Origin of the sequence: Agrococcus sp. SGAir0287, from assembly GCF_005484985.1 — a bacterium.
Lineage (GTDB): Bacteria > Actinomycetota > Actinomycetes > Actinomycetales > Microbacteriaceae > Agrococcus.
Window position 1 is genome coordinate 672,012 of record NZ_CP027942.1, and the last position, 17,432, is coordinate 689,443.

Consider the following 17,432-nt stretch of genomic DNA (forward strand, 5'->3'; position numbering starts at 1 on the left):
CGCGCGCCGGCGACGGCGCGGAAGAATCGCGGTTCCTCGCACGCTCGCGTGGTCGCCGCGCCGCGCCGCGCCGGTAGCATGGACGTCGATGAAGACGATCGACGTGGCCCTGATCGGCGGTGGGATCATGAGCGCCACGCTCGGCGCTCTCCTCCAGAGGCTCGAGCCCGAGTGGAGCATCGAGGTCTACGAGCGACTCTCGCGCGTCGCGGAGGAGTCCTCGAACCCGTGGAACAACGCCGGCACGGGTCACGCGGCCCTGTGCGAGCTCAACTACACGCCCGAGGGCGCCGACGGCACCATCTCGCCGGCGAAGGCCATCGAGATCAACGAGCAGTTCCAGGTGTCGCGGCAGCTGTGGGCGTCGTTCGTCGAGGACGGCGTGCTGCCCGACCCGACCGCCTTCATCTCGCCGACGCCGCACATGAGCTTCGTGTGGGGTGAGGCGAACGTCGACTACCTCCGCCGCCGCTACGAGGCGCTCAAGGACGAGCCGCTGTTCGAGGGCATGGAGTTCTCGACCGACGCCGCGACGATCCGCTCGTGGGCGCCGTTGCTCATCCCCGGGCGCCGCAAGGACCAGCCGATCGCCGCCACCCGCATCACGTCCGGCACCGACGTCGACTTCGGCGCCCTCTCGCGCGCGCTCTTCGAGGGCATGGAGCGCGGCGGCGCGCGCATCCGCACCGGGAAGAAGGTCGCGGGCCTGAAGCGCGGCAAGGACGGCATCTGGACGATCCGCCTGCGCGACGAGGTCGGCAGGACCCCCTCGAGCATCCGCGCGCGCTTCGTGTTCGTCGGCGCCGGCGGCGGCGCCCTGCGGCTGCTGCAGAAGTCGGGGATCCCGGAGGCGCACGGCTACGGCGGCTTCCCGATCACGGGCGAGTGGCTGCGCTGCGACGACCCGTCGATCGTCGATCGGCACGACGCGAAGGTCTACGGCAAGGCGAGCGTCGGCGCCCCGCCGATGTCGGTGCCGCACCTCGACACGCGCGTCGTCGACGGCTCGACGAGCCTCCTCTTCGGCCCCTACGCCGGCTTCAGCCCCAAGTACCTGAAGACGGGCTCGAATCTCGACCTCTTCTCGACGATCCGTCCGCACAACCTCTACCCGATGGTGCGCGCGGGCCTGGCGAACCTCGGCCTCGTCAAGTACCTCTTCGGCGAGGTGCTGTCGACGAAGGCGAAGCAGATGGAGACGCTGCGCGAGTTCATGCCGAACGCGCGGTCGGCCGACTGGCACCTCGTGAAGGCGGGGCAGCGCGTGCAGGTCATGAAGAAGGACCCCGAGAAGGGTGGCGTGCTGCAGTTCGGCACCGAGATCGTCACGGGCGCGGACGGCACGATCGCGGGACTGCTCGGCGCGTCGCCGGGGGCGTCGACCGCGGCGCCGATCATGCTGACGATCCTCGAGCGCTGCTTCCCCGACCGCTTCCCCGCATGGCGCGGCGAGGTCGAGCGGCTCGTCCCGTCGTTCGGCACGCGTCTCAACGACGACCGCGAGGCCGCACGCGCGAGCATCGCGCGCACGACGCGCGTGCTGCGGCTGGATCGCGGCGCGAACGGCGCTGCCGAGGCCGTGACGGCCGTCGAGGCCGCCTCGGCCTGACGCACGAGACGCGTGAGGCGTCCATCGGCGCGCGCGATCGTTGCGCGAAGCGAGCGAGAATGGGCTCGTTCGCGCGTCCTGCGCTGCATTCCTCCTAGTTTCTGACGCTTGCTCAGTTCCCTGGGGTACGATCCAGGCATGGGCGCGGATGCAGTGCGGACCCGGGGGCGGATCACCCTCGGCATCATCGACGACTTCGCGATCCTGCTCGAGTCGCTCCGCGTCTGGCTGGAGCGCAACGCGCCGGATCTCGACGTCGTCGTGTGCGCGTCGACCTTCCGCGACTTCGCCATGGACCCGTCGTTCCCGCCGGACGTCACGCTCATCGGCGAGCTGCGGCACGAGTCGACCACCATCGCGTCGCGCATCAAGGCGTGCGTCGCAGCCGGGTCGCAGGTCGTCATCGTCGCCGATGACCGATCCGTCGACCACCACCAGGCGCTGCAGGCGGGCGCTGCGGAGGCGCTGCCCCGCAAGACGCCGATGCTCGAGATCGTGCAGGCCATCCGGCGCGCCAGCCAGCGACAGCTGCCGACCGTGCGTCGCTCCGTGCCGCTCGAGCGCCCGCGCCTCAGCCCCGGCGAGCGCCAGGCGCTCACGTACTACGTGCAGGGCTACTCGACGCAGCAGGTCGCGACGGCGATGAACGTCAAGTACGAGACGGCCAAGACGTTCCTGCGCCGCGTGCGCCAGAAGTACGCCGCCGTGGACCGTGCGGCGGGCAAGCGTGCGGACCTCATCGTGCGCGCGACGGAGGACGGCATCCTCTAGCCTGGTTCCTCGTGGCCAAGCTCTACTTCCGCTACGGGGCGATGAACTCGGGCAAGTCCACCGCGCTGCTGCAGGCGGCGTTCAACTACGAGGAGCGCGGGCAGCGCGTGCTGCTGGCGAAGCCGTCGACCGACACGAAGGGCGACGGCGCGATCGTGTCGCGGCTCGGCGTGACGCGCGAGGCCGACTTCTGCGTCGCGCCGGACGACGCCATGCTCGCGGCCTTCGTGCACGCCGCAGGCGGCGATCCCGGCGGCGACCACGTCGCGTGCCTGCTCGTGGACGAGGCGCAGTTCCTGCAGCCCGAGCAGGTCGACGACCTGCTGCGCATCGCCGTGCTGCACGACGTGCCCGTGCTCGCCTACGGCATCCGCACCGACTTCCGCACGCACGCCTTCCCGGGCTCGGCGCGGCTCATGGAGATCGCGCACTCGCTGGAGGAGTTGAAGACGATCTGCCGCTGCGGGCGCAAGGCGCTCTTCAACGGCCGTCGCGTCGGGCAGCGCTTCGTCTTCGAGGGCGACCAGGTCGCCATCGACGGCGAGGCGGTCGCGTACGAGTCGCTGTGCGCCTCCTGCTACCTGCGGGAGTCGGGCGGCGTGCTGGCCTGAGCCGCGGCGGAACGCGACCCGACGGGCGCCTGGACCACGAGAGCCCCCTCCATGAAGGAGGGGGCTCTCGTCGTGGTCGGGGTGACAGGATTTGAACCTGCGGCCTCGTCGTCCCGAACGACGCGCGCTACCAAGCTGCGCCACACCCCGGTGCTGCCGCGTGTGCGGCAACCTGTCCATGCTAGCCGATCGCGCGCGCCTCCAGCGACACGAGCACGGCCTCCGGCGGCGTGCCGAGCCGGAACGGCGCGTAGATCGAGGTGCCGATACCCTGCGAGACCTCGAGGGCCGCCGTGGCGCCCGCGTGCTCCCACGTCGACAGCCCCGACGCCTGCTCGAGGGGGATGTCGCAGTTCGCGACGAGCGCGTGCCCGCCCGGGATGCGCACCTGCCCGCCGTGCGTATGGCCGGCGAAGAGGACCTCCGCCCCGCCCGCGACGAGGGCGTCGAGGATGCGGCGGTACGGTGCGTGGGTGACGCCGATGGCGACGGGTCCGCGCGTCGTCGGCGACCAGTCGGCGCGCTCGCGCAGCGCGGCGAGCTCGTCGCGCATGTCGCCGAGGCGATCCCAGCCGTGATGGGCGTCGTGCGTGCCGAACAGCTCGAGCCGCGTGCCGGCGATCTCGAGCGCCCGCGCGTGGTTGTCGAGGTCGAGCCAGCCGAGGTCGGCGTAGACGGCCTCGAGCGCCGCCGTGTCGAGGTCGGGCTCGCGGGGTGCGAGCCGCTTGGACGACGGGCCGAGCAGGTAGCGCGTCGGGTTCTTCATCACGGGCCCGTACAGGTCGTTCGAGCCGTGCACGAAGACGCCCGGGATGCCCCGCAGCGGCTCGAGCGACCGCGCGAGCGCCGGGATCGCGTCGCGATGGCCGAGCGCATCTCCGGTCGAGACGACGAGGTCGGGCTCGAGCGACGCGAGCGAGCGCAGCCACTCGACCTTGCCGCGCTGCCAGGGCGCGAGGTGCTGATCGGACAGGTGCAGCACGCGGATCGGCGCGCTGCCGGGCGGCAGCACGCGCACGGTCTCGTGCCGCACGCGGAACGCCGTGCGCTCGACGAGGGTCGCGTACGCCGCCGTCACCACGCCGGCGCCGACGAGCGCGCCCGCGGCGATGCCGAGGGCGCGCCCGCCCGACTCAGCAGCCAGGATCCTGGCCGGCGCGGTCGGAGCCGACGACGATCGACACCGGCGACGACGGCGGACCGTTCGTGCCGGGGTCGGGGTTCTGGTCGAGCACCTCGCAGCGCTGGCCACCCGGCGCCTGCGCCCACGTGATCTGCAGGTTGGCGGGGTCGAAGCCCGCGGCGCTCATCGTGGATCTCGCGTCCCCGAGCGACTGCCCCTCGAGGTCGGGGATCGCCGACTCCGGTGGCGCGTACTGCGAGCCGTCGCTGACGAGCAGCGTGACCGACGCCTCGGGCAGCACGAGCGAGCCGGCGCCGGGGGAGGTGTACTCGACGCGGCCCGCCTCCTGCGCGCCCGGCACGGTGGCGCCGACCACGACCGAGAAGCCGGCGCCCTCGAGCGTGGCGCGTGCCTCGTCGGGCGTCTGGCCCGCGACGTTCGGCAGCGCGATGGCGTTGCCCTGCAGCGTCTCGGGATCGGGCTGCAGGAAGGCGCCGCCGGGGTAGCGGGCGAGCGCGTCGGCCATCGAGCTCGTGAAGACCTGCGATCGGATGTTCCACAGCGCGCGACTGCCGCCGGCGGCGTCGAGCAGGCCGACGTTGCCGCGGATGTTGCCGACCCAGACGCTCGTCGCCACCGAGGACGAGGCGCCGTTCGTCCACGTCTGCACGACGTTGTCGCTCGTGCCGGTCTTGGAGATCACGGGGGCGTTGCCCGGCGGGTTGTTCGCGGGGTTGCGGTTCGTGACCTCCTGCAGCACGAACTGCATGACCGAGGCGACCTCGGGGGTGATGGCCTGCTCGCAGTCCTGCGCGGGCACGGCGATCTCCGATCCGTCGCGCGCGACGATGCGGTCGATCGCACGCGGCTCGCAGTGCACGCCGCCGTTCGCGATGGTCTGGAAGGCCTCCGCCATCGACATCGGCGTCACGTTGCCCGCCGTTCCGATGAACCACGACGCGTAGTTGTCGGTGTACGCGTCCTGGTTGGCGGGCGTCGTGCCCATCCGCGTCGCGACGTCGTGGACGGCGCAGACGGGGACGCGGGTGCCCATCTCGGCGACGCCCGTGTTCATCGAGTTGACGAAGATGCCGGTGACGTCCTGCCGCGGCGAGGAGAAGCCCTCGTTGTTCTGCGGGTCGTAGTTGCGCTCGACGGCGCCGTCGCACGTCTGCACGGTGCGGGGGTGGCGCGAGGTGTCGAGCGACGTGTTCACCGAGTACCCGGCCTCGATCCACGCGGCGAGCGTGAAGATCTTGTAGCCGGATCCCGGCTGGAAGCCGCCGCCGCCGCCGTACCGGTTGTCGACGTTGTAGTTGATGCCCGTGGCCGTGTACGGGGCGTCGTCGACGTTCGCGTAGTCCTTGTTCTGCGCCATCGCGAGCACGCGGCCGGTGCCGACCTCGAGCATCGTCACCGCGGCGCCGAGCTCGAGCCTCGTCTCGGTGTTGGGCGCGTAGGTGTCGAGGTTCGCCTGGACCTCCTCGTTGAGCCCCACGTCGATCGACGTGTAGATCTGCAGGCCGCCGAGGTTGAGGGCGCGCGTGGCCGACTCGACGTCGTCGCCGAGGATGTACGTGCCGTCGCTCTGCGGCTGCTTCAGGAGCTCCTGCACGTAGTCGCAGAAGAAGCCGGTCGAGCCGTAGTAGGAGGCGATGCAGCCCGACGCGGCGGGCTGGATGTTGACGAACGCGTCGTCGACGGGCGTGGCGACGGCCTCGTCGTGCTGCTCCTGGGTGATGTAGCCGACGTCGAGCATCGCGTCGATGATGTAGTTCCGTCGCACCTCGTTGCGCTCGTAGTTGTCGGGCGAGAAGAGGTTGAGCGTCGACGGGTTCTGCACGATCGTCATGATCGACGCGGCCTGGGCGATGCTCAGCTGCCACGCATCGAGGCCGAAGTACCGCTGCGCGGCGGCCTGGATGCCGTACGTCGCGTTGCCGAAGTTCGCGATGTTGAGGTACGCCGCGAGGATCTCGTTCTTCGTGTACCGCTGCTCGAGGCCGATGGCGAAGCGCATCTCCTGCAGCTTGCGGCCGTACGAGTCGGTGGTCTGGTCGGCGCACAGCTCGGGGTCGAACCGCTCGTCCGTCTCGGGATCCACGATCTGGCACGCGACCTCGACGATCTGCTGGCGCACGAGCTGCATCGTGAGGCTCGAGGCGCCGCCGGAGCCGCCCGTGACCTGACCGAGCGCGGCGCGCACGATCGAGGGCGCGTCGACGCCGCCATGGTCGTAGAAGCGACGGTCCTCGCCGGCGATCGCGGCGAGCGGCGCCCACTGGCCGGCCTGCGCGAGCGTGACGATCTCGCGGTTCTGGCTGTAGAACTCGGCGATGGGCACGGGGTTGCCATCGAGGGTGCCGTAGATCGTCGAGACCTCGGACTGCTCCTCGATCTGCGCGAACTCCGGCAGGTTCTCGAAGATGTCGAGCCCGCTGTTCGCGGTGCTGGATGCGACGGCCACGGCGGGCGTCACCGTGGCGCTCACGAGGAGGCCGGCGACGACGGAGAAGCCGATGAGGCCGAGGAGGCTCCCGAGCAGGGACCCGGGCGCATGCTTGGCGGTCGAGCGGGCTGGCATGCTAGCGAGGGTACGGCACCACCCTATGAGCGCCCGCGAGGCGAGGAGGCCCCATGACGACCTGGGAGTACGCGACGACCCCGCTCCTCATCCACAAGGAGACGGCGATCCTCAACAACTGGGGCGCCGACGGCTGGGAGCTCGTGCACATCGCGACGGGCGCCGAGGGCGGCATGGTCGCCTTCCTGAAGCGGCCGAAGGCGTGAGCGTCGCCGACCGGCTCGCGCAGCTGGGCCTCTCCCTCCCCGCCGTCGCGCCGCCCGTCGCGGCCTACGTGCCCGCCGTCGTCTCCGGCCACCACGTCTTCACGTCGGGGCAGCTGCCGTTCGTCGACGGCGCGCTGCCCGCGATCGGCAAGGTCGGCGCCGAGGTCTCGCCCGAGGATGCGAAGGGCTACGCCGCGACGTGCATCCTCAACGCCCTCGCGGCGGTCGAGGCGCAGATCGGCTCGCTCGACCGCGTCACGCGCATCGTCAAGGTCACGGGCTTCGTGGCGAGCGCCCCCGGCTTCACGGGGCAGCCGGGCGTCGTGAACGGCGCCTCCGAGCTGCTCGGCGAGCTGCTGGGCGACGCCGGCGTGCACGCGCGCTCGGCCGTCGGCGTCGCGGAGCTGCCCCTCGGCGCGCCCGTCGAGGTCGAGCTCATCGCCGAGTTCGCCTAGCCGCAGTTCGATCTGAGGTTTTCGGCCCTTTCTGATGTCAGAAAGGGCCGAGAACCTCAGATCAGTTGTGTTGCGTCAGCGGAGCTGCGAGCGGATCGCCTCGACGACCCCCTGGTCGGCGAGCGTCGTCGTGTCGCCGAGGTCGCGTCCCTCGGCGAGGTCGCGCAGCAGGCGCCGCATGATCTTGCCCGAGCGCGTCTTCGGCAGGTCCGGCACGATGAACACCTGACGCGGCCTGGCGATCTTGCCGATGTCGTTCGCGACGTGCTCGCGCAGCGCCGCCTCCGACTCCTCGACCGACTGCGCATCCGCGAACCGCGCCTTGAGGATGACGAAGGCGACGACCGCCTGGCCCGTCGTCTCGTCGGATGCGCCGACGACCGCGGCCTCGGCCGTCGACTCGTGTGCGACGAGCGACGACTCGATCTCGGCGGTCGAGAGCCGGTGTCCGGACACGTTCATGACGTCGTCGACGCGGCCGAGCAGCCAGATGTCGCCGTCCTCGTCCTTTCGCGCGCCGTCGCCGGCGAAGTAGCGGTCGCCGAACTTCTCCCAGTACGTCTCGCGGTAGCGCTCGTCGTCGCCCCAGATCGTGCGGAGCATCGACGGCCACGGCTCGGTCACGACGAGGAGGCCGCCCGAGCCGTCCTCGACCGGCGCACCCGACTCGTCGACGACGTCGATGGCGATGCCGGGCAGCGGCACCTGCGCGCTGCCGGGCTTCAGCGCGGTGACGCCCGGCAGGGGTGCGATCATCATCGCGCCCGTCTCCGTCTGCCACCACGTGTCGACGATCGGCGTCGTGCCCGAGCCGACCACCTCGCGGTACCACATCCACGCCTCGGGGTTGATGGGCTCGCCCACGGTGCCGAGCACGCGCAGGCTCGACAGGTCCGACGACTGCACGTGCTGCCGGCCGAGCTTCATGAACGTGCGGATGGCCGTCGGCGCCGTGTAGAAGATGGTGACGCCGTAGCGCTCGATGAGCTGCCAGGGTCGCTCGGGTCCGGGCGTGTCCATCGTGCCCTCGTAGAGCACCTGCGTCGCGCCGTTCGCGAGCGGGCCGTAGACGACGTACGAGTGGCCGGTGATCCAGCCGACGTCGGCCGTGCACCAGTACACGTCGGTCTCGGGGTGCAGGTCGAAGACGACGCGGTGGGTGAAGGAGGCCTGCGTCAGGTAGCCGCCGGAGGTGTGGAGGATGCCCTTCGGCTTCCCGGTGGAGCCCGAGGTGTAGAGGATGAAGAGCGGGTGCTCGGCGTCGAAGCCCTGCGCCTCGTGGTCGGCGTCCACCTCCGCCATCGCCTCGTGGTACCAGCGGTCGCGGCCCTCGACCCACTCGACCTCGTTCTCGCCGCGACGCACGACGAGCACGCCGGTCACGTCGTGGCCGGGCTCGCGCAGCGCGTCGTCGACGACGGGCTTCAGCGGGAAGACCTTGCCCTTGCGCCACGTGCCGTCGGCCGTGATGACGAACGTCGCCTTCGCGTCGTCGATGCGCATGCGCAGGTTGGAGGCGCTGAAGCCGCCGAAGACGACGGAGTGGATGGCGCCGATGCGTGCGCACGCGAGCATCGCGGCGACGGCCTCCGGCAGCATCGGCAGGTAGATCGCGACGCGGTCGCCGTCGCCCACCCCGTGCGCGAGCAGCACGTTCGCGAGCCGCTGGACCTCGGCAGTCAGCTCGGCGTAGGTGATGGTACGGCGGTCGCCGGGCTCGCCCTCCCAGTGCAGCGCCACGCGGTCGCCGAGCCCCGCCTCGACGTGCCGGTCGAGGCAGTTGTAGGCCACGTTCAGCTGCCCGTCGGCGAACCAGCGCGCGTGCGGAGGCTGCCAGTCGAGCACCTCGGTGAAGTCGCGGTGCCAGTGCAGCTCGCGCGCCCTCGCCGCCCAGAACGCCAGCCGATCCTCGGTCGCCTCCTCGTGCAGTCGCTCGTCGGCGACGGCTTGGGCGCGGAACGCGTCGCTGGGCGGGAACGTGCGCTGCGCCGCGTCGTCGAGGTGCGTGAGGTGGTCGGTCATGTCGAGTGCTCCCTTGCATGCGGACGTGACATCCCGACCCTATGCGAACCGAGGTCGGCCCGGTCGCGGCGGGCCGGGGCCCATCGTGCGCGGCCGCCGCCGATGGGCTGCGGGAGGGCGCGGGAGTATGCTCCGGGGTGTCGATCCCGTGTCGACATGGCAGGCCTGCGTCGGATTCCCCCGATCCGTGCACCTGCGGCGGCGCCCGTTCCCCCCAATGGGCGCCGCCTTCCATGTCCGGCCCCGTCGCGGTCGAGGCGCGCTCCACAGCCCCGCCGTCTCCACAGCGCTCGCAGGACCGCGTCCGTCGGGTCGGCGCCGCAGGCAGCCTCGTCGCATGGCCGGCATCCCCTTCGTGGCAGGGCAGCGCGCCGCGGGCGCCGCCCGGCTCGGGGTCGACGGCGCGCCGATGCACGAGTTCGGCGAGCTCGCGGCGCTCGTCGGCGATGCGGCGGTCACCGACGTCTTCGTCACGGCGGGGCGGGTCTGGGCGGATCGCGGCGCGGGTGCGGAGCCGACCGGGGTGCGGTTGGGCGAGCCTCGCGTGCGCGAGCTCGCCGTCCGGCTCGTCGAGGCGGGCGGGCGGCACGTCGACGAGGCGTCCCCGTGCGTGGACGTGCGGCTGCACGACGGCATCCGCGTGCACGTGGCGCTGCCGCCGGTCGCCGTCGACGGCACGCAGCTCTCCATCCGACTGCCGCGCGCCGAGCGCCTCGACCTCGACGCGCTCGAGGCGTCGGACGCGTTCGCGCTCGTCGCCAGGGAGCGCGTCGACGCGCTCGTCGCGGCCCGCGCCAACGTGCTCGTCACCGGTGCCGGAGGCTCGGGCAAGACGACGCTGCTCGCCGCGATGCTCTCGGCCGCGCCGGCGCACGAGCGCATCGTGACCATCGAGGACGTCGCCGAGCTCCGCATCCGCCACAACCACGTCGTCGCGCTGCAGACGCGGCAGGCGAACCTCGAGGGCGCGGGCGCCGTGGATCTCGCACGGCTCGTGCGCGAGGCCCTGCGGATGCGTCCGGATCGACTCGTGCTGGGCGAGTGCCGCGGCGCCGAGATCCGCGAGCTGCTCGCGGCGCTGAACACAGGGCATGACGGCGGTGCGGGCACGCTGCACGCCAACGCGCTCGGCGACGTGCCCGCGCGGCTCGAGGCGCTCGGCGCCCTGGCCGGCCTCGGTCCGGCAGCCCTCGCACGCCAGGCGGTGAGCGCGTTCGACGCCGTGCTGCACGTCGAGCGCACGGCGAGAGGCAGGCGCGTCGCCGCGCTCGGCAGGCTCGGCATGCGCGACGACCGGCTGGAGGTCGTCGATGCGGGCGGCTGACCTGGAGGCGGTCGCGACGCTCGTGCAGCGCGTCGCCGCCGTGACTGCCGGCGGCGTGCCGCTCGCCGCGGCGTGGGGCTACGTCGGCATCGGCGCCGATCGCTCGGGTCGCGATCCCGCGCACGGCGAGGCGTGGTCCCTGTGCGATGCCGCGCTCGACGTCGCCGCCGAGGCCGGCGCGCCCGTGGCGGGCGTCCTCGCGCGACTCGCGAGCACGCTGCGCGACCGTGCTGCCGCGCTGCGGGCCGTCGACGTCGCGCTGGCCGCGCCGCGCTCGACGGCGAAGGTCGTCGCGGTGCTGCCCCTGGTCGGCATCGCCTTCGGCATGCTCCTCGGGCTCGATCCGGTCGGTGCGCTGCTCGGCTCGCCCGTCGGGCTCGTCGCGCTCGCGACCGGGCTCGCGCTCGGAGCGACCGCGTGGGCGTGGACGCGGCGCATCGTCCGCGTGGCCTCCCACGGCGAGCCGACGGCCGGGCTCGAGCTCGAGCTCGTCGCCGTGGCGCTCGCGGGCGGCGTCGGGGTGGATCGCGCGCGCGGGATCGTCGCGGCCGCGCTCCGAGCGCACGGCGTGACGGGCGTCGACGGCACCGCGATCGAGGAGACGCTGCGCATCGCCCAGGCGGCAGGCGTGCCCGCGGCGGGGCTGCTGCAGGCGGAGGCCGATGCGGCGCGCACGCGCGAGCGCCTGGCCGGGCAGGAGCGCGCCGAGCGCGCGTCGGTGCGGCTCGTCGTGCCGCTGGGCGTCTGCGTGCTGCCGGCCTTCGGGCTCCTGGCGATCGTGCCGCTCGTGCTCACGATGCTGCAGCAGGCGATCGCGCCGATCGCCTGAGGCCGCGCACCGTGGTAGCGAGCGGCCGCGGCGCTCGCGCCTAGCGCACGGTCGGCCAGGCGACCGGCTGCGGGGCGGACCGTGCCTGCGCGCCCGTCCATCCGGCAGCCGACGACGCTGCCGCGAGCCGCTCCGCGTGCCATGCGGCCGGGTCGACGCCCGGCGGCAGGGCGGGCGAGGGCGAGGGCTCGAAGCGCGCCCCCTTCGCCGACGAGTCGAGGAACCCGAGCACGAGCGGCGCGACGGCGGCGACGAGCGTGACGCCGGCGAGCAGGCCTCCGCCGAGCTGGATGAGCAGGCCGATGCCGCCCGGCAGCCCCGCGTCCTGCGCGCGGCGCCACGCGAGCGCGAGCGTCGGCACGAGGAAGGCGAGGTCGACGAGCGCCCCGATGCCGATGAGGCCGACCGCCCACAGCGCGTCGGCGAATGCGCCGAACGGCGCCGCCGGCGTCGTCGCCGGATCCGACGAGTAGAAGGCCATGCGATCGCCGAAGACGACGACGAACGCGACGACTCCCGGCGCGAGCAGGACGAGCCCGGCGATCGCGAGCGTGAGCTGCGCCCACCAGAACTCGCTGCGGCTCGCACGGCCGCGGAACGTCGCGTACTTCCGCAGGAAGCGCACCATGCCGGCGGGGCCGACGCCGTAGTGCGGCTGGTCGAGGGGCACGTGCATGCCGCAAGTCAAGCAGCGCGCCGCTGCGAGGAACCTCGGCGAGCGCGGCTCCACAGGCTCGTCGCATCCCCACGCTCGCGACTCGGCGCCCGCCCGGTCGGCGGCGACCCGGACCCTGGATGCCCGTGCATCGCATCCGGGCGGGCGGGGGAGAGGAAGACATGGACAGGCTCAAGGGGCTCGTGGACGAGGAGGACGGCGCGGCGACGGCGGAGTACGTCATCGCAACCATGGCGGCTGTCGCAACGCTAGACATACCTCAGTCCAGAATCGCGAGCGCCGCTCTACGCCATGCCGAGAGCCTCGCGCGCGCGTAGCGGTGCCACGCCAATGCACATCAGAGCGCCCGGCGGTCGATCGTAATAGGTAGAGCACGCCGCACCCGGGCGAGCCCGACTCAGGAGCCCCGAGCATGACCGACACCCATCCCCGCGCTAGGACATCACCTAGGCCCGCTGCTAGGACATCACCTGGAGCGAGCACTAGGACATCACCTGGAGCAACTAGGACATCACCTATCTCTCCCCCGGAGAGTGGGCCCGCAGCAGAGTCCGCCGCAGCCTGGGAGCAGCGCGTGCATGCGGCCCTCGCGCACTACGCCGCCGACGGCCCGCTCTGGCCGGTGTGGGGCTCCGACGCGGAGACGCACGAGGCGTACTCGCTGGCCGTCCTCCGCAGGCTCAACAGCGCCGGGCTCCGCGCCGTCGGCCTCGCGCTGGAGGGGGAGGGAGTCGAGCGGCCGGACGCTGCGACGCTGGCAGCCGCGTTTCGATCGCTCATGCTCGCGCCCGGCGCGCTCCGCATCGAGCACGACTACGACCGCGGCGGCGGTCCCCGCTCGCACGCCTACGGTCTGACGTACTACGACGCGGACGGGCCGGACGGCGACGAGCCCGACGACGAGCACGCTGGGATCCCCGAGCGGGCAGCCGCGTTCGTGCTCCGCGAGTTCGACCCGCGCCATCGCGAGCGCCAGCGGAAGCGCGCTGCTCGCGGCGGCGCACAGTCGCGCAAGTTCTGGCCGCAGGAACTGCTCTGGCATCTCGGCAAGACGACGGCCGAGATGCACCGGGCTGTGGATCTCCCCGGCCGCCCCGTCTCGTACAAGACCGTCCAGCGGGCCCGTGCGTGTCTGCACGAGATCGTCGGGCACGACCGAGCGCGCCAGTCGAAGACGCCGCGTCCGGCTGAGGGGGATCGCATCGCCGCACTCGCGAGGGAGACGGGCGTGCCCTTCCTGACGGCAGCCGCGCAGTACCGGAAGCGCGAGGCCAAGGGCATCGCCGATCTCCGTCGGAAGCACCGCCAGCAGCGAGACGCCGAGCAGCGTCGACAGCACGAGCGGGAGCAGGCGGCCGAGGCAGCACAGGCCGACGAAGACGACTTCGACGCGTTCCTCGCCATGCTCCCCAGCACTCCAGCTGGAGTCACGCAGGCCGCCTGACGGGGCATCGCGAGCGCCGTGCACGAAACGGGTTCGAGCGGTCGATAGTACTGGGGCAGGCACCCATACGCCTCGCGAATACAGACGCCCTAGGAGCCCCCGACATGGCACGCAGTTGCACCATCTGCTCGCTGGATACCAGCGTGCGCGTGGCCGTCGAGCACGCCTACGTGGAGGGGCAGCCCATCGCCCGGATTGCGCGCCGATACGCGCAATCGCCGGACGCGCTCGGGCGTCACTTCCGCCGTCATCTCGCGCCAGAGATGCGCAGCACCGCGAGTGAAGCGCGCAGCGTGGATCTCGGCTCGATCGCCGATCGAGTGGCCGCCATTGCAGACGACGCACGCACCGCCCGTGAGGCCGCGCACGCGGCTGGCCGGACGCTCGATGCCGTGCGCGCCGGGGATGCTGAACTGCGAGCGCTGGCGATGATCTCCGACCGCCTGGGGATCGACGACGGCGAAACGCTCTCGACGCTCCGAGACTTCGACGCCGTGTTCGAGGCCATCGCCTCGACGTCGTGGGAGCACCCGGAGATCGGGCACGCCCTCGCCGCCTCGCTCGCCGAGCAGGGCCGCGACGATCTCGCCGGACCGCTCGCCGAGCACGCCGACCGTGCCGAGGCTGCAGCCCGTCCCCTCACCGCCACCGCCGAGCGTGCGCCGCTCGCCGCCATCACCGCCTGACGAAGGAACACACCATGAGCCCCACCGCACCCACCGACGCGCTGCTCGACGCCGCGCGCAAGATGGTCGAGGCGGCCGACGCTGCCAAGCCCGCACCCGTCGCCGACCCGGGATTCGACGAGCCGATCCAGATCCACATCCGCGCGCCCTACGTCCGCTTCGAGAGCGGCGGCCGGTACTACCAGCCGGGCGAGCACGTCACCATCACGCCCGAGCGCGTCACCTCCGAGATGTGGACCGACCGCGACGGGAACAACACGTTCACGGCCCAGCTGGACGCCGGAGTGCGCTTCCGCCGGGGCCCCTGGCCGTCGTGGGAGCCCGTGTGGGTCTACGGCTCCGACGAGTGGCGAGAGGCCCGCCAGGCGGCCCGCGCCGACGCGCTCAAGATCGCCGACGAGGACGAGCGCGGCGCTGCTCTCGACGCACTCAGCGAGCGCTACGGCCACCGCGCCACGAACCCGACGCCGAGCGACTACAAGACGTTCTACGACCGCCTCTACGCCCGCCGTCGGGACTGGGAGACGGCCCACGCGCACGAGCAGGTCGCGAGCGCGAGCACGAAGGCTGCCAAGTGAGCGGCGTCGGCGAGCGCGGCGTGCGCCAGGGCGTCGCGTTCCGTACCGAGATCGCCGACCACCTCCGCGCAGCCGGGTTTAAGAACGCCCGAGCCCGCAGCCGTGAGGAGCCCGCCGAGATCGGCGACATCCTCGACATCCCGGGCGTCGCCATCACGGTCTCGTCGCGGCTCAGCGCCCGGCACTCGGAGATGCTGCGAGCGGCGCACGCCGTGCCCGGCAAGGGGCCGCGTATCCACGCTGCCATCGTCCAGCGCTCCTCCTACGACGTGGACGCGGGAACGCACGTGTTCATGGATCTCAACGACTTCTGCCGACTGCTCGCACGAGCACGGCAGCACTAGCCGCCGTGCAGCGGTCCGCTCCTCCGCTGCACGGCATCATCCGCCGGATCGTCGCCCGTTGATTGGGTGTCGCGGTCCACGATCCGGCCAACGGCGGCCGACGAGTCCGAATCGTCCCCGGACTCCACGCCGCCACCATCGACCGGCCCCGCACATTCGGGGTTCGGGCCGGTCGATTCGCGGGGCCGCTGGGGCTGACACCAGCGGCCCCGCCCCACATGCCCCCTCGCGTCGGTTGTCTGTCCGTACGCGAGGTTGCGGACCCTGTGCCGCAGGATCGGCGGGCCCGTGAGCCGGGTGTGAACGGGCCCGCCGACCATCACCAACACGTCAGGAGCCGACATGCCCGCCACGCTGCTCGATCTCGCCGCTCGCCAACACGCCGACCTCGACGCCCTCGCGGCGCTGGAACAGTGGGCCGCCGTGCTGCTGCGACTCCCGGCTACGCTGCCCGCATGACGACGAGAGCCCAGCGTGCCGACCGAGCCGAGCGCATCGAGGCTGCTCGCGCCGACCTCGCCGAGCAGGGGATCTCCACGCCGACGGAAGACGCGTACCTCGCTGGGATCGCTCGCGGGCTCACCCTCGCCGACGAGCCCGACGGCGACACTCGCTAGCCTCGCTTGCGCAAAGGGAACCCTTTGCGTAACATCGAGGTGTGAGCAGCCGCACCGCCCGCCCCCTCGCCCTCGCGTACGTCCGTGTCTCGACATCCGAACAGGCCGACGAGGGCGCATCGCTGGCAGCGCAGCGCGCGATGCTCACCGCCGAGGGCGAGCGCCGCGGCTGGGACGTCGAGATCGTCGAGGACGCGGGCAAGAGCGCCAAGAGCCTCAAGGGCCGTGACGGCCTCGCCAGCGCCCTCGACCGCCTCGACCGCGGCGAGGCCGCCTACCTCCTCAGCACTCGCCTGGACCGCGTGTCGCGCTCGGTCGCTGACTTCGCCGGGCTCCTCGACCGCGCAGCACGACGCGGCTGGGGCATGGTGCTCCTCTCCCCGAACATGGACACGTCGGACCCGGCTGGCCGGTTCACGGCAAACGTGCTCGCGAGCGCGGCGCAGTACGAGCGCGAGTTGATCGGAGCCCGCACCCGCGAGGGCATGGCGCAGCGCAAGGCTGAGGGCGTCCACGTGGGCCGCAAGCCCACGCTGAGCGCCGATCTCGTCGAGCGCATCGTCGACATGTACGACGGTGGCACCGGCCTCTCCGCCATCGCCCGCACGCTCACCGCTGAGGGCATCCCCACGGCCCGCGGCGGCGCATCGTGGGCCGCATCGAGCGTGCAGGCCGTGCTCCGCTCCACGACTGCCCAGCGCATTCGCTCCAAGCGCGCGTAGGACGGCCGCAGAGGCCCCCGGGAGGGGCCGGGTAGGGATCCAGCTGGACTCCGATCGCGAGAGACGCATGAGACTGCTCACGGGTCCCATCTGACTAGTCGCGTCGGGCAGCGAGGGCCCTACGTGGCCGGTGGGGCCCCGTCTGCGCTTGCCTCTCGCGCCCGCTCCGCTTCGGCTTCCTCGCGCGCCTGCGCCTTGCCGCCCAGCAGCGTGGCGCTCGACGCCAGGATCGCCTCATAGTGAGCGCGCAGAATGGGTTCGGCGGGGATGGCTTGCTTGAGCAACGCGAGTGCCAGGACATCGCTCGGCGCAGGATCCTCGACCCATTCGGGTAGATACTCCTCGAGCATCGACAGCCGGTTCGCCATCCTCTGCACGAGATCCGGCCCGTCGTGGAAGGTGGTGAGGAGGCCGACAGCGTTGACGAACTGAGAGCCGTGGGGATGGCTCAGTAGGCGCATGTCGCCGAGGATGCTCAACTCCTCAGCGATGGCGTTGGTCGGCGGCTGTTCGCCGCGCCTGTAGCACTCGATACGCTCGGCGATGTTGGCGATGAGCGCACGCGCCGCGTCGTGGCGAGACTGGCGTGCTTCGCGCGCTTCGATCGCATCGCTCCGCTGCTGCTCGACGCTCGCCGTTCGATCTGCTCGCTTGGTGCGCCACCACTCGATGAAGAGGGGCACGATCGCGCTGCCGATGATCGAACCAACGAACGCGAGCAGCGGCACAATCCAGGCGTCACCGCTGCCATCCGCCACCGAGGCCGGTGGGACGGGCTCGGCGGAGGCTGTCGCGAGGCTGGCGAGAGTGCGCATGCGGTCACTGTAGGGG

The 17,432-nt window shown here is 72.1% G+C and carries 19 protein-coding genes and 1 tRNA gene; 14 read left to right on the forward strand and 6 right to left on the reverse strand.

Annotation, left to right across the window (positions count from 1 at the left end; all coding sequences use genetic code 11):
- Nucleotides 1-88 precede the first annotated feature (88 nt).
- The 3 genes from C1N71_RS03110 to C1N71_RS03120 all read left to right on the forward strand — a co-directional run bounded on the left by C1N71_RS03110 (nucleotide 89) and on the right by C1N71_RS03120 (nucleotide 2,991).
- The gene (locus C1N71_RS03110) at nucleotides 89-1,609 is read left to right on the forward strand and encodes a malate:quinone oxidoreductase (protein WP_137755076.1); all 1,521 of its coding nucleotides are present in this window, start codon (nucleotides 89-91) and stop codon (nucleotides 1,607-1,609) included.
- A 138-nt stretch (nucleotides 1,610-1,747) separates the two neighbouring features.
- The gene (locus C1N71_RS03115) at nucleotides 1,748-2,380 is read left to right on the forward strand and encodes a sigma factor-like helix-turn-helix DNA-binding protein (protein WP_137755077.1); all 633 of its coding nucleotides are present in this window, start codon (nucleotides 1,748-1,750) and stop codon (nucleotides 2,378-2,380) included.
- Between the two features lie 11 nt (nucleotides 2,381-2,391).
- Complete coding sequence (locus C1N71_RS03120; RefSeq protein WP_137755078.1) at nucleotides 2,392-2,991, forward strand: thymidine kinase; 600 nt, start codon at nucleotides 2,392-2,394, stop codon at nucleotides 2,989-2,991.
- A 73-nt stretch (nucleotides 2,992-3,064) separates the two neighbouring features.
- Here the strand turns inward: C1N71_RS03120 and C1N71_RS03125 are convergent.
- From C1N71_RS03125 to C1N71_RS03135, 3 genes are all read right to left on the reverse strand, one after another.
- Nucleotides 3,065-3,141 (reverse strand) — tRNA-Pro (locus tag C1N71_RS03125).
- Nucleotides 3,142-3,172: 31 nt separating this feature from the next.
- A complete protein-coding gene (locus tag C1N71_RS03130; RefSeq protein ID WP_254678076.1) occupies nucleotides 3,173-4,069 on the reverse strand; it encodes a metallophosphoesterase in 897 nt (298 codons plus the stop codon).
- 55 nt (nucleotides 4,070-4,124) lie between these two features.
- Nucleotides 4,125-6,698 carry a transglycosylase domain-containing protein gene (locus tag C1N71_RS03135; RefSeq protein WP_137755080.1) on the reverse strand — a complete coding sequence of 858 codons (2,574 nt, stop codon included), beginning with the start codon at nucleotides 6,696-6,698 and terminating at the stop codon, nucleotides 4,125-4,127.
- 53 nt (nucleotides 6,699-6,751) lie between these two features.
- Here C1N71_RS03135 and C1N71_RS15240 point away from each other — a divergent pair, with 53 nt between their 5' ends.
- Together C1N71_RS15240 and C1N71_RS03140 are read left to right on the forward strand one after the other, a co-directional pair.
- Nucleotides 6,752-6,904 carry a DUF4177 domain-containing protein gene (locus C1N71_RS15240; RefSeq protein WP_254678077.1) on the forward strand — a complete coding sequence of 51 codons (153 nt, stop codon included), beginning with the start codon at nucleotides 6,752-6,754 and terminating at the stop codon, nucleotides 6,902-6,904.
- A complete protein-coding gene (locus C1N71_RS03140) occupies nucleotides 6,901-7,359 on the forward strand; it encodes a RidA family protein (protein WP_137755081.1) in 459 nt (152 codons plus the stop codon). Before C1N71_RS15240 ends, C1N71_RS03140 begins: the two co-directional genes overlap by 4 nt.
- A gap of 75 nt (nucleotides 7,360-7,434) precedes the next feature.
- Here the strand turns inward: C1N71_RS03140 and acs are convergent, their stop codons facing one another.
- On the reverse strand, nucleotides 7,435-9,381 hold the full coding sequence (acs, locus tag C1N71_RS03145; protein ID WP_137755082.1) for an acetate--CoA ligase: 1,947 nt from the start codon (nucleotides 9,379-9,381) through the stop codon (nucleotides 7,435-7,437).
- Nucleotides 9,382-9,718: 337 nt separating this feature from the next.
- On the opposite strand from acs, the gene C1N71_RS03150 reads away from it, so the two are divergent.
- The gene (locus tag C1N71_RS03150; protein WP_137755083.1) at nucleotides 9,719-10,705 is read left to right on the forward strand and encodes a TadA family conjugal transfer-associated ATPase; all 987 of its coding nucleotides are present in this window, start codon (nucleotides 9,719-9,721) and stop codon (nucleotides 10,703-10,705) included.
- Nucleotides 10,692-11,534 carry a pilus assembly protein TadB gene (locus C1N71_RS03155; RefSeq protein WP_137755084.1) on the forward strand — a complete coding sequence of 281 codons (843 nt, stop codon included), beginning with the start codon at nucleotides 10,692-10,694 and terminating at the stop codon, nucleotides 11,532-11,534. Before C1N71_RS03150 ends, C1N71_RS03155 begins: the two co-directional genes overlap by 14 nt.
- Nucleotides 11,535-11,574: 40 nt before the next feature.
- On the opposite strand, the gene C1N71_RS03160 is transcribed toward C1N71_RS03155, so the two are convergent.
- Nucleotides 11,575-12,210 carry a DUF805 domain-containing protein gene (locus C1N71_RS03160; protein ID WP_137755085.1) on the reverse strand — a complete coding sequence of 212 codons (636 nt, stop codon included), beginning with the start codon at nucleotides 12,208-12,210 and terminating at the stop codon, nucleotides 11,575-11,577.
- Between the two features lie 161 nt (nucleotides 12,211-12,371).
- On the opposite strand from C1N71_RS03160, the gene C1N71_RS14865 reads away from it, so the two are divergent.
- From C1N71_RS14865 to C1N71_RS03185, 7 genes are all read left to right on the forward strand, one after another.
- Entirely contained in the window at nucleotides 12,372-12,527 is a 156-nt protein-coding gene (locus C1N71_RS14865) for a hypothetical protein (protein WP_175414074.1), read from the forward strand.
- Between the two features lie 257 nt (nucleotides 12,528-12,784).
- A complete protein-coding gene (locus C1N71_RS03165; protein WP_137755086.1) occupies nucleotides 12,785-13,654 on the forward strand; it encodes a hypothetical protein in 870 nt (289 codons plus the stop codon).
- Nucleotides 13,655-13,758: 104 nt separating this feature from the next.
- Nucleotides 13,759-14,340 (forward strand): hypothetical protein, encoded by a 582-nt coding sequence (locus C1N71_RS03170; protein ID WP_137755087.1) that lies wholly within the window; start codon nucleotides 13,759-13,761, stop codon nucleotides 14,338-14,340.
- Nucleotides 14,341-14,354: 14 nt separating this feature from the next.
- Nucleotides 14,355-14,918, forward strand: coding sequence for a hypothetical protein (locus tag C1N71_RS03175; protein WP_137755088.1), 564 nt, complete (start codon nucleotides 14,355-14,357; stop codon nucleotides 14,916-14,918).
- Nucleotides 14,915-15,262 (forward strand): hypothetical protein, encoded by a 348-nt coding sequence (locus C1N71_RS03180; RefSeq protein ID WP_137755089.1) that lies wholly within the window; start codon nucleotides 14,915-14,917, stop codon nucleotides 15,260-15,262. Before C1N71_RS03175 ends, C1N71_RS03180 begins: the two co-directional genes overlap by 4 nt.
- Before the next feature lie 455 nt (nucleotides 15,263-15,717).
- A complete protein-coding gene (locus tag C1N71_RS14870) occupies nucleotides 15,718-15,879 on the forward strand; it encodes a hypothetical protein (RefSeq protein ID WP_175414075.1) in 162 nt (53 codons plus the stop codon).
- Nucleotides 15,880-15,920: 41 nt separating this feature from the next.
- Nucleotides 15,921-16,601: a recombinase family protein gene (locus tag C1N71_RS03185; RefSeq protein ID WP_137755090.1), complete on the forward strand. Its 681-nt coding sequence runs from the start codon at nucleotides 15,921-15,923 to the stop codon at nucleotides 16,599-16,601.
- A 119-nt stretch (nucleotides 16,602-16,720) separates the two neighbouring features.
- Here C1N71_RS03185 and C1N71_RS03190 read toward each other — a convergent pair whose 3' ends face one another.
- Nucleotides 16,721-17,416, reverse strand: a complete 696-nt coding sequence (locus C1N71_RS03190; RefSeq protein WP_137755091.1) for a hypothetical protein — start codon at nucleotides 17,414-17,416, stop codon at nucleotides 16,721-16,723.
- Nucleotides 17,417-17,432: the final 16 nt, after the last annotated feature.

Bases quoted from the DNA above. Each gene is read 5' to 3' on its own strand.
- C1N71_RS03110 (WP_137755076.1), top strand. From the start codon at position 89: ATGAAGACGATCGACGTGGCCCTGATCGGCGGTGGGATCATGAGCGCC.
- C1N71_RS03115 (WP_137755077.1), top strand. From the start codon at position 1,748: ATGGGCGCGGATGCAGTGCGGACCCGGGGGCGGATCACCCTCGGCATC.
- C1N71_RS03135 (WP_137755080.1), bottom strand. From the start codon at position 6,698: ATGCCAGCCCGCTCGACCGCCAAGCATGCGCCCGGGTCCCTGCTCGGG.
- C1N71_RS15240 (WP_254678077.1), top strand. From the start codon at position 6,752: ATGACGACCTGGGAGTACGCGACGACCCCGCTCCTCATCCACAAGGAG.
- acs (WP_137755082.1), bottom strand. From the start codon at position 9,381: ATGACCGACCACCTCACGCACCTCGACGACGCGGCGCAGCGCACGTTC.
- C1N71_RS03150 (WP_137755083.1), top strand. From the start codon at position 9,719: ATGGCCGGCATCCCCTTCGTGGCAGGGCAGCGCGCCGCGGGCGCCGCC.
- C1N71_RS03155 (WP_137755084.1), top strand. From the start codon at position 10,692: ATGCGGGCGGCTGACCTGGAGGCGGTCGCGACGCTCGTGCAGCGCGTC.
- C1N71_RS03160 (WP_137755085.1), bottom strand. From the start codon at position 12,210: ATGCACGTGCCCCTCGACCAGCCGCACTACGGCGTCGGCCCCGCCGGC.
- C1N71_RS14865 (WP_175414074.1), top strand. From the start codon at position 12,372: ATGGACAGGCTCAAGGGGCTCGTGGACGAGGAGGACGGCGCGGCGACG.
- C1N71_RS03170 (WP_137755087.1), top strand. From the start codon at position 13,759: ATGGCACGCAGTTGCACCATCTGCTCGCTGGATACCAGCGTGCGCGTG.
- C1N71_RS03175 (WP_137755088.1), top strand. From the start codon at position 14,355: ATGAGCCCCACCGCACCCACCGACGCGCTGCTCGACGCCGCGCGCAAG.
- C1N71_RS14870 (WP_175414075.1), top strand. From the start codon at position 15,718: ATGACGACGAGAGCCCAGCGTGCCGACCGAGCCGAGCGCATCGAGGCT.
- C1N71_RS03190 (WP_137755091.1), bottom strand. From the start codon at position 17,416: ATGCGCACTCTCGCCAGCCTCGCGACAGCCTCCGCCGAGCCCGTCCCA.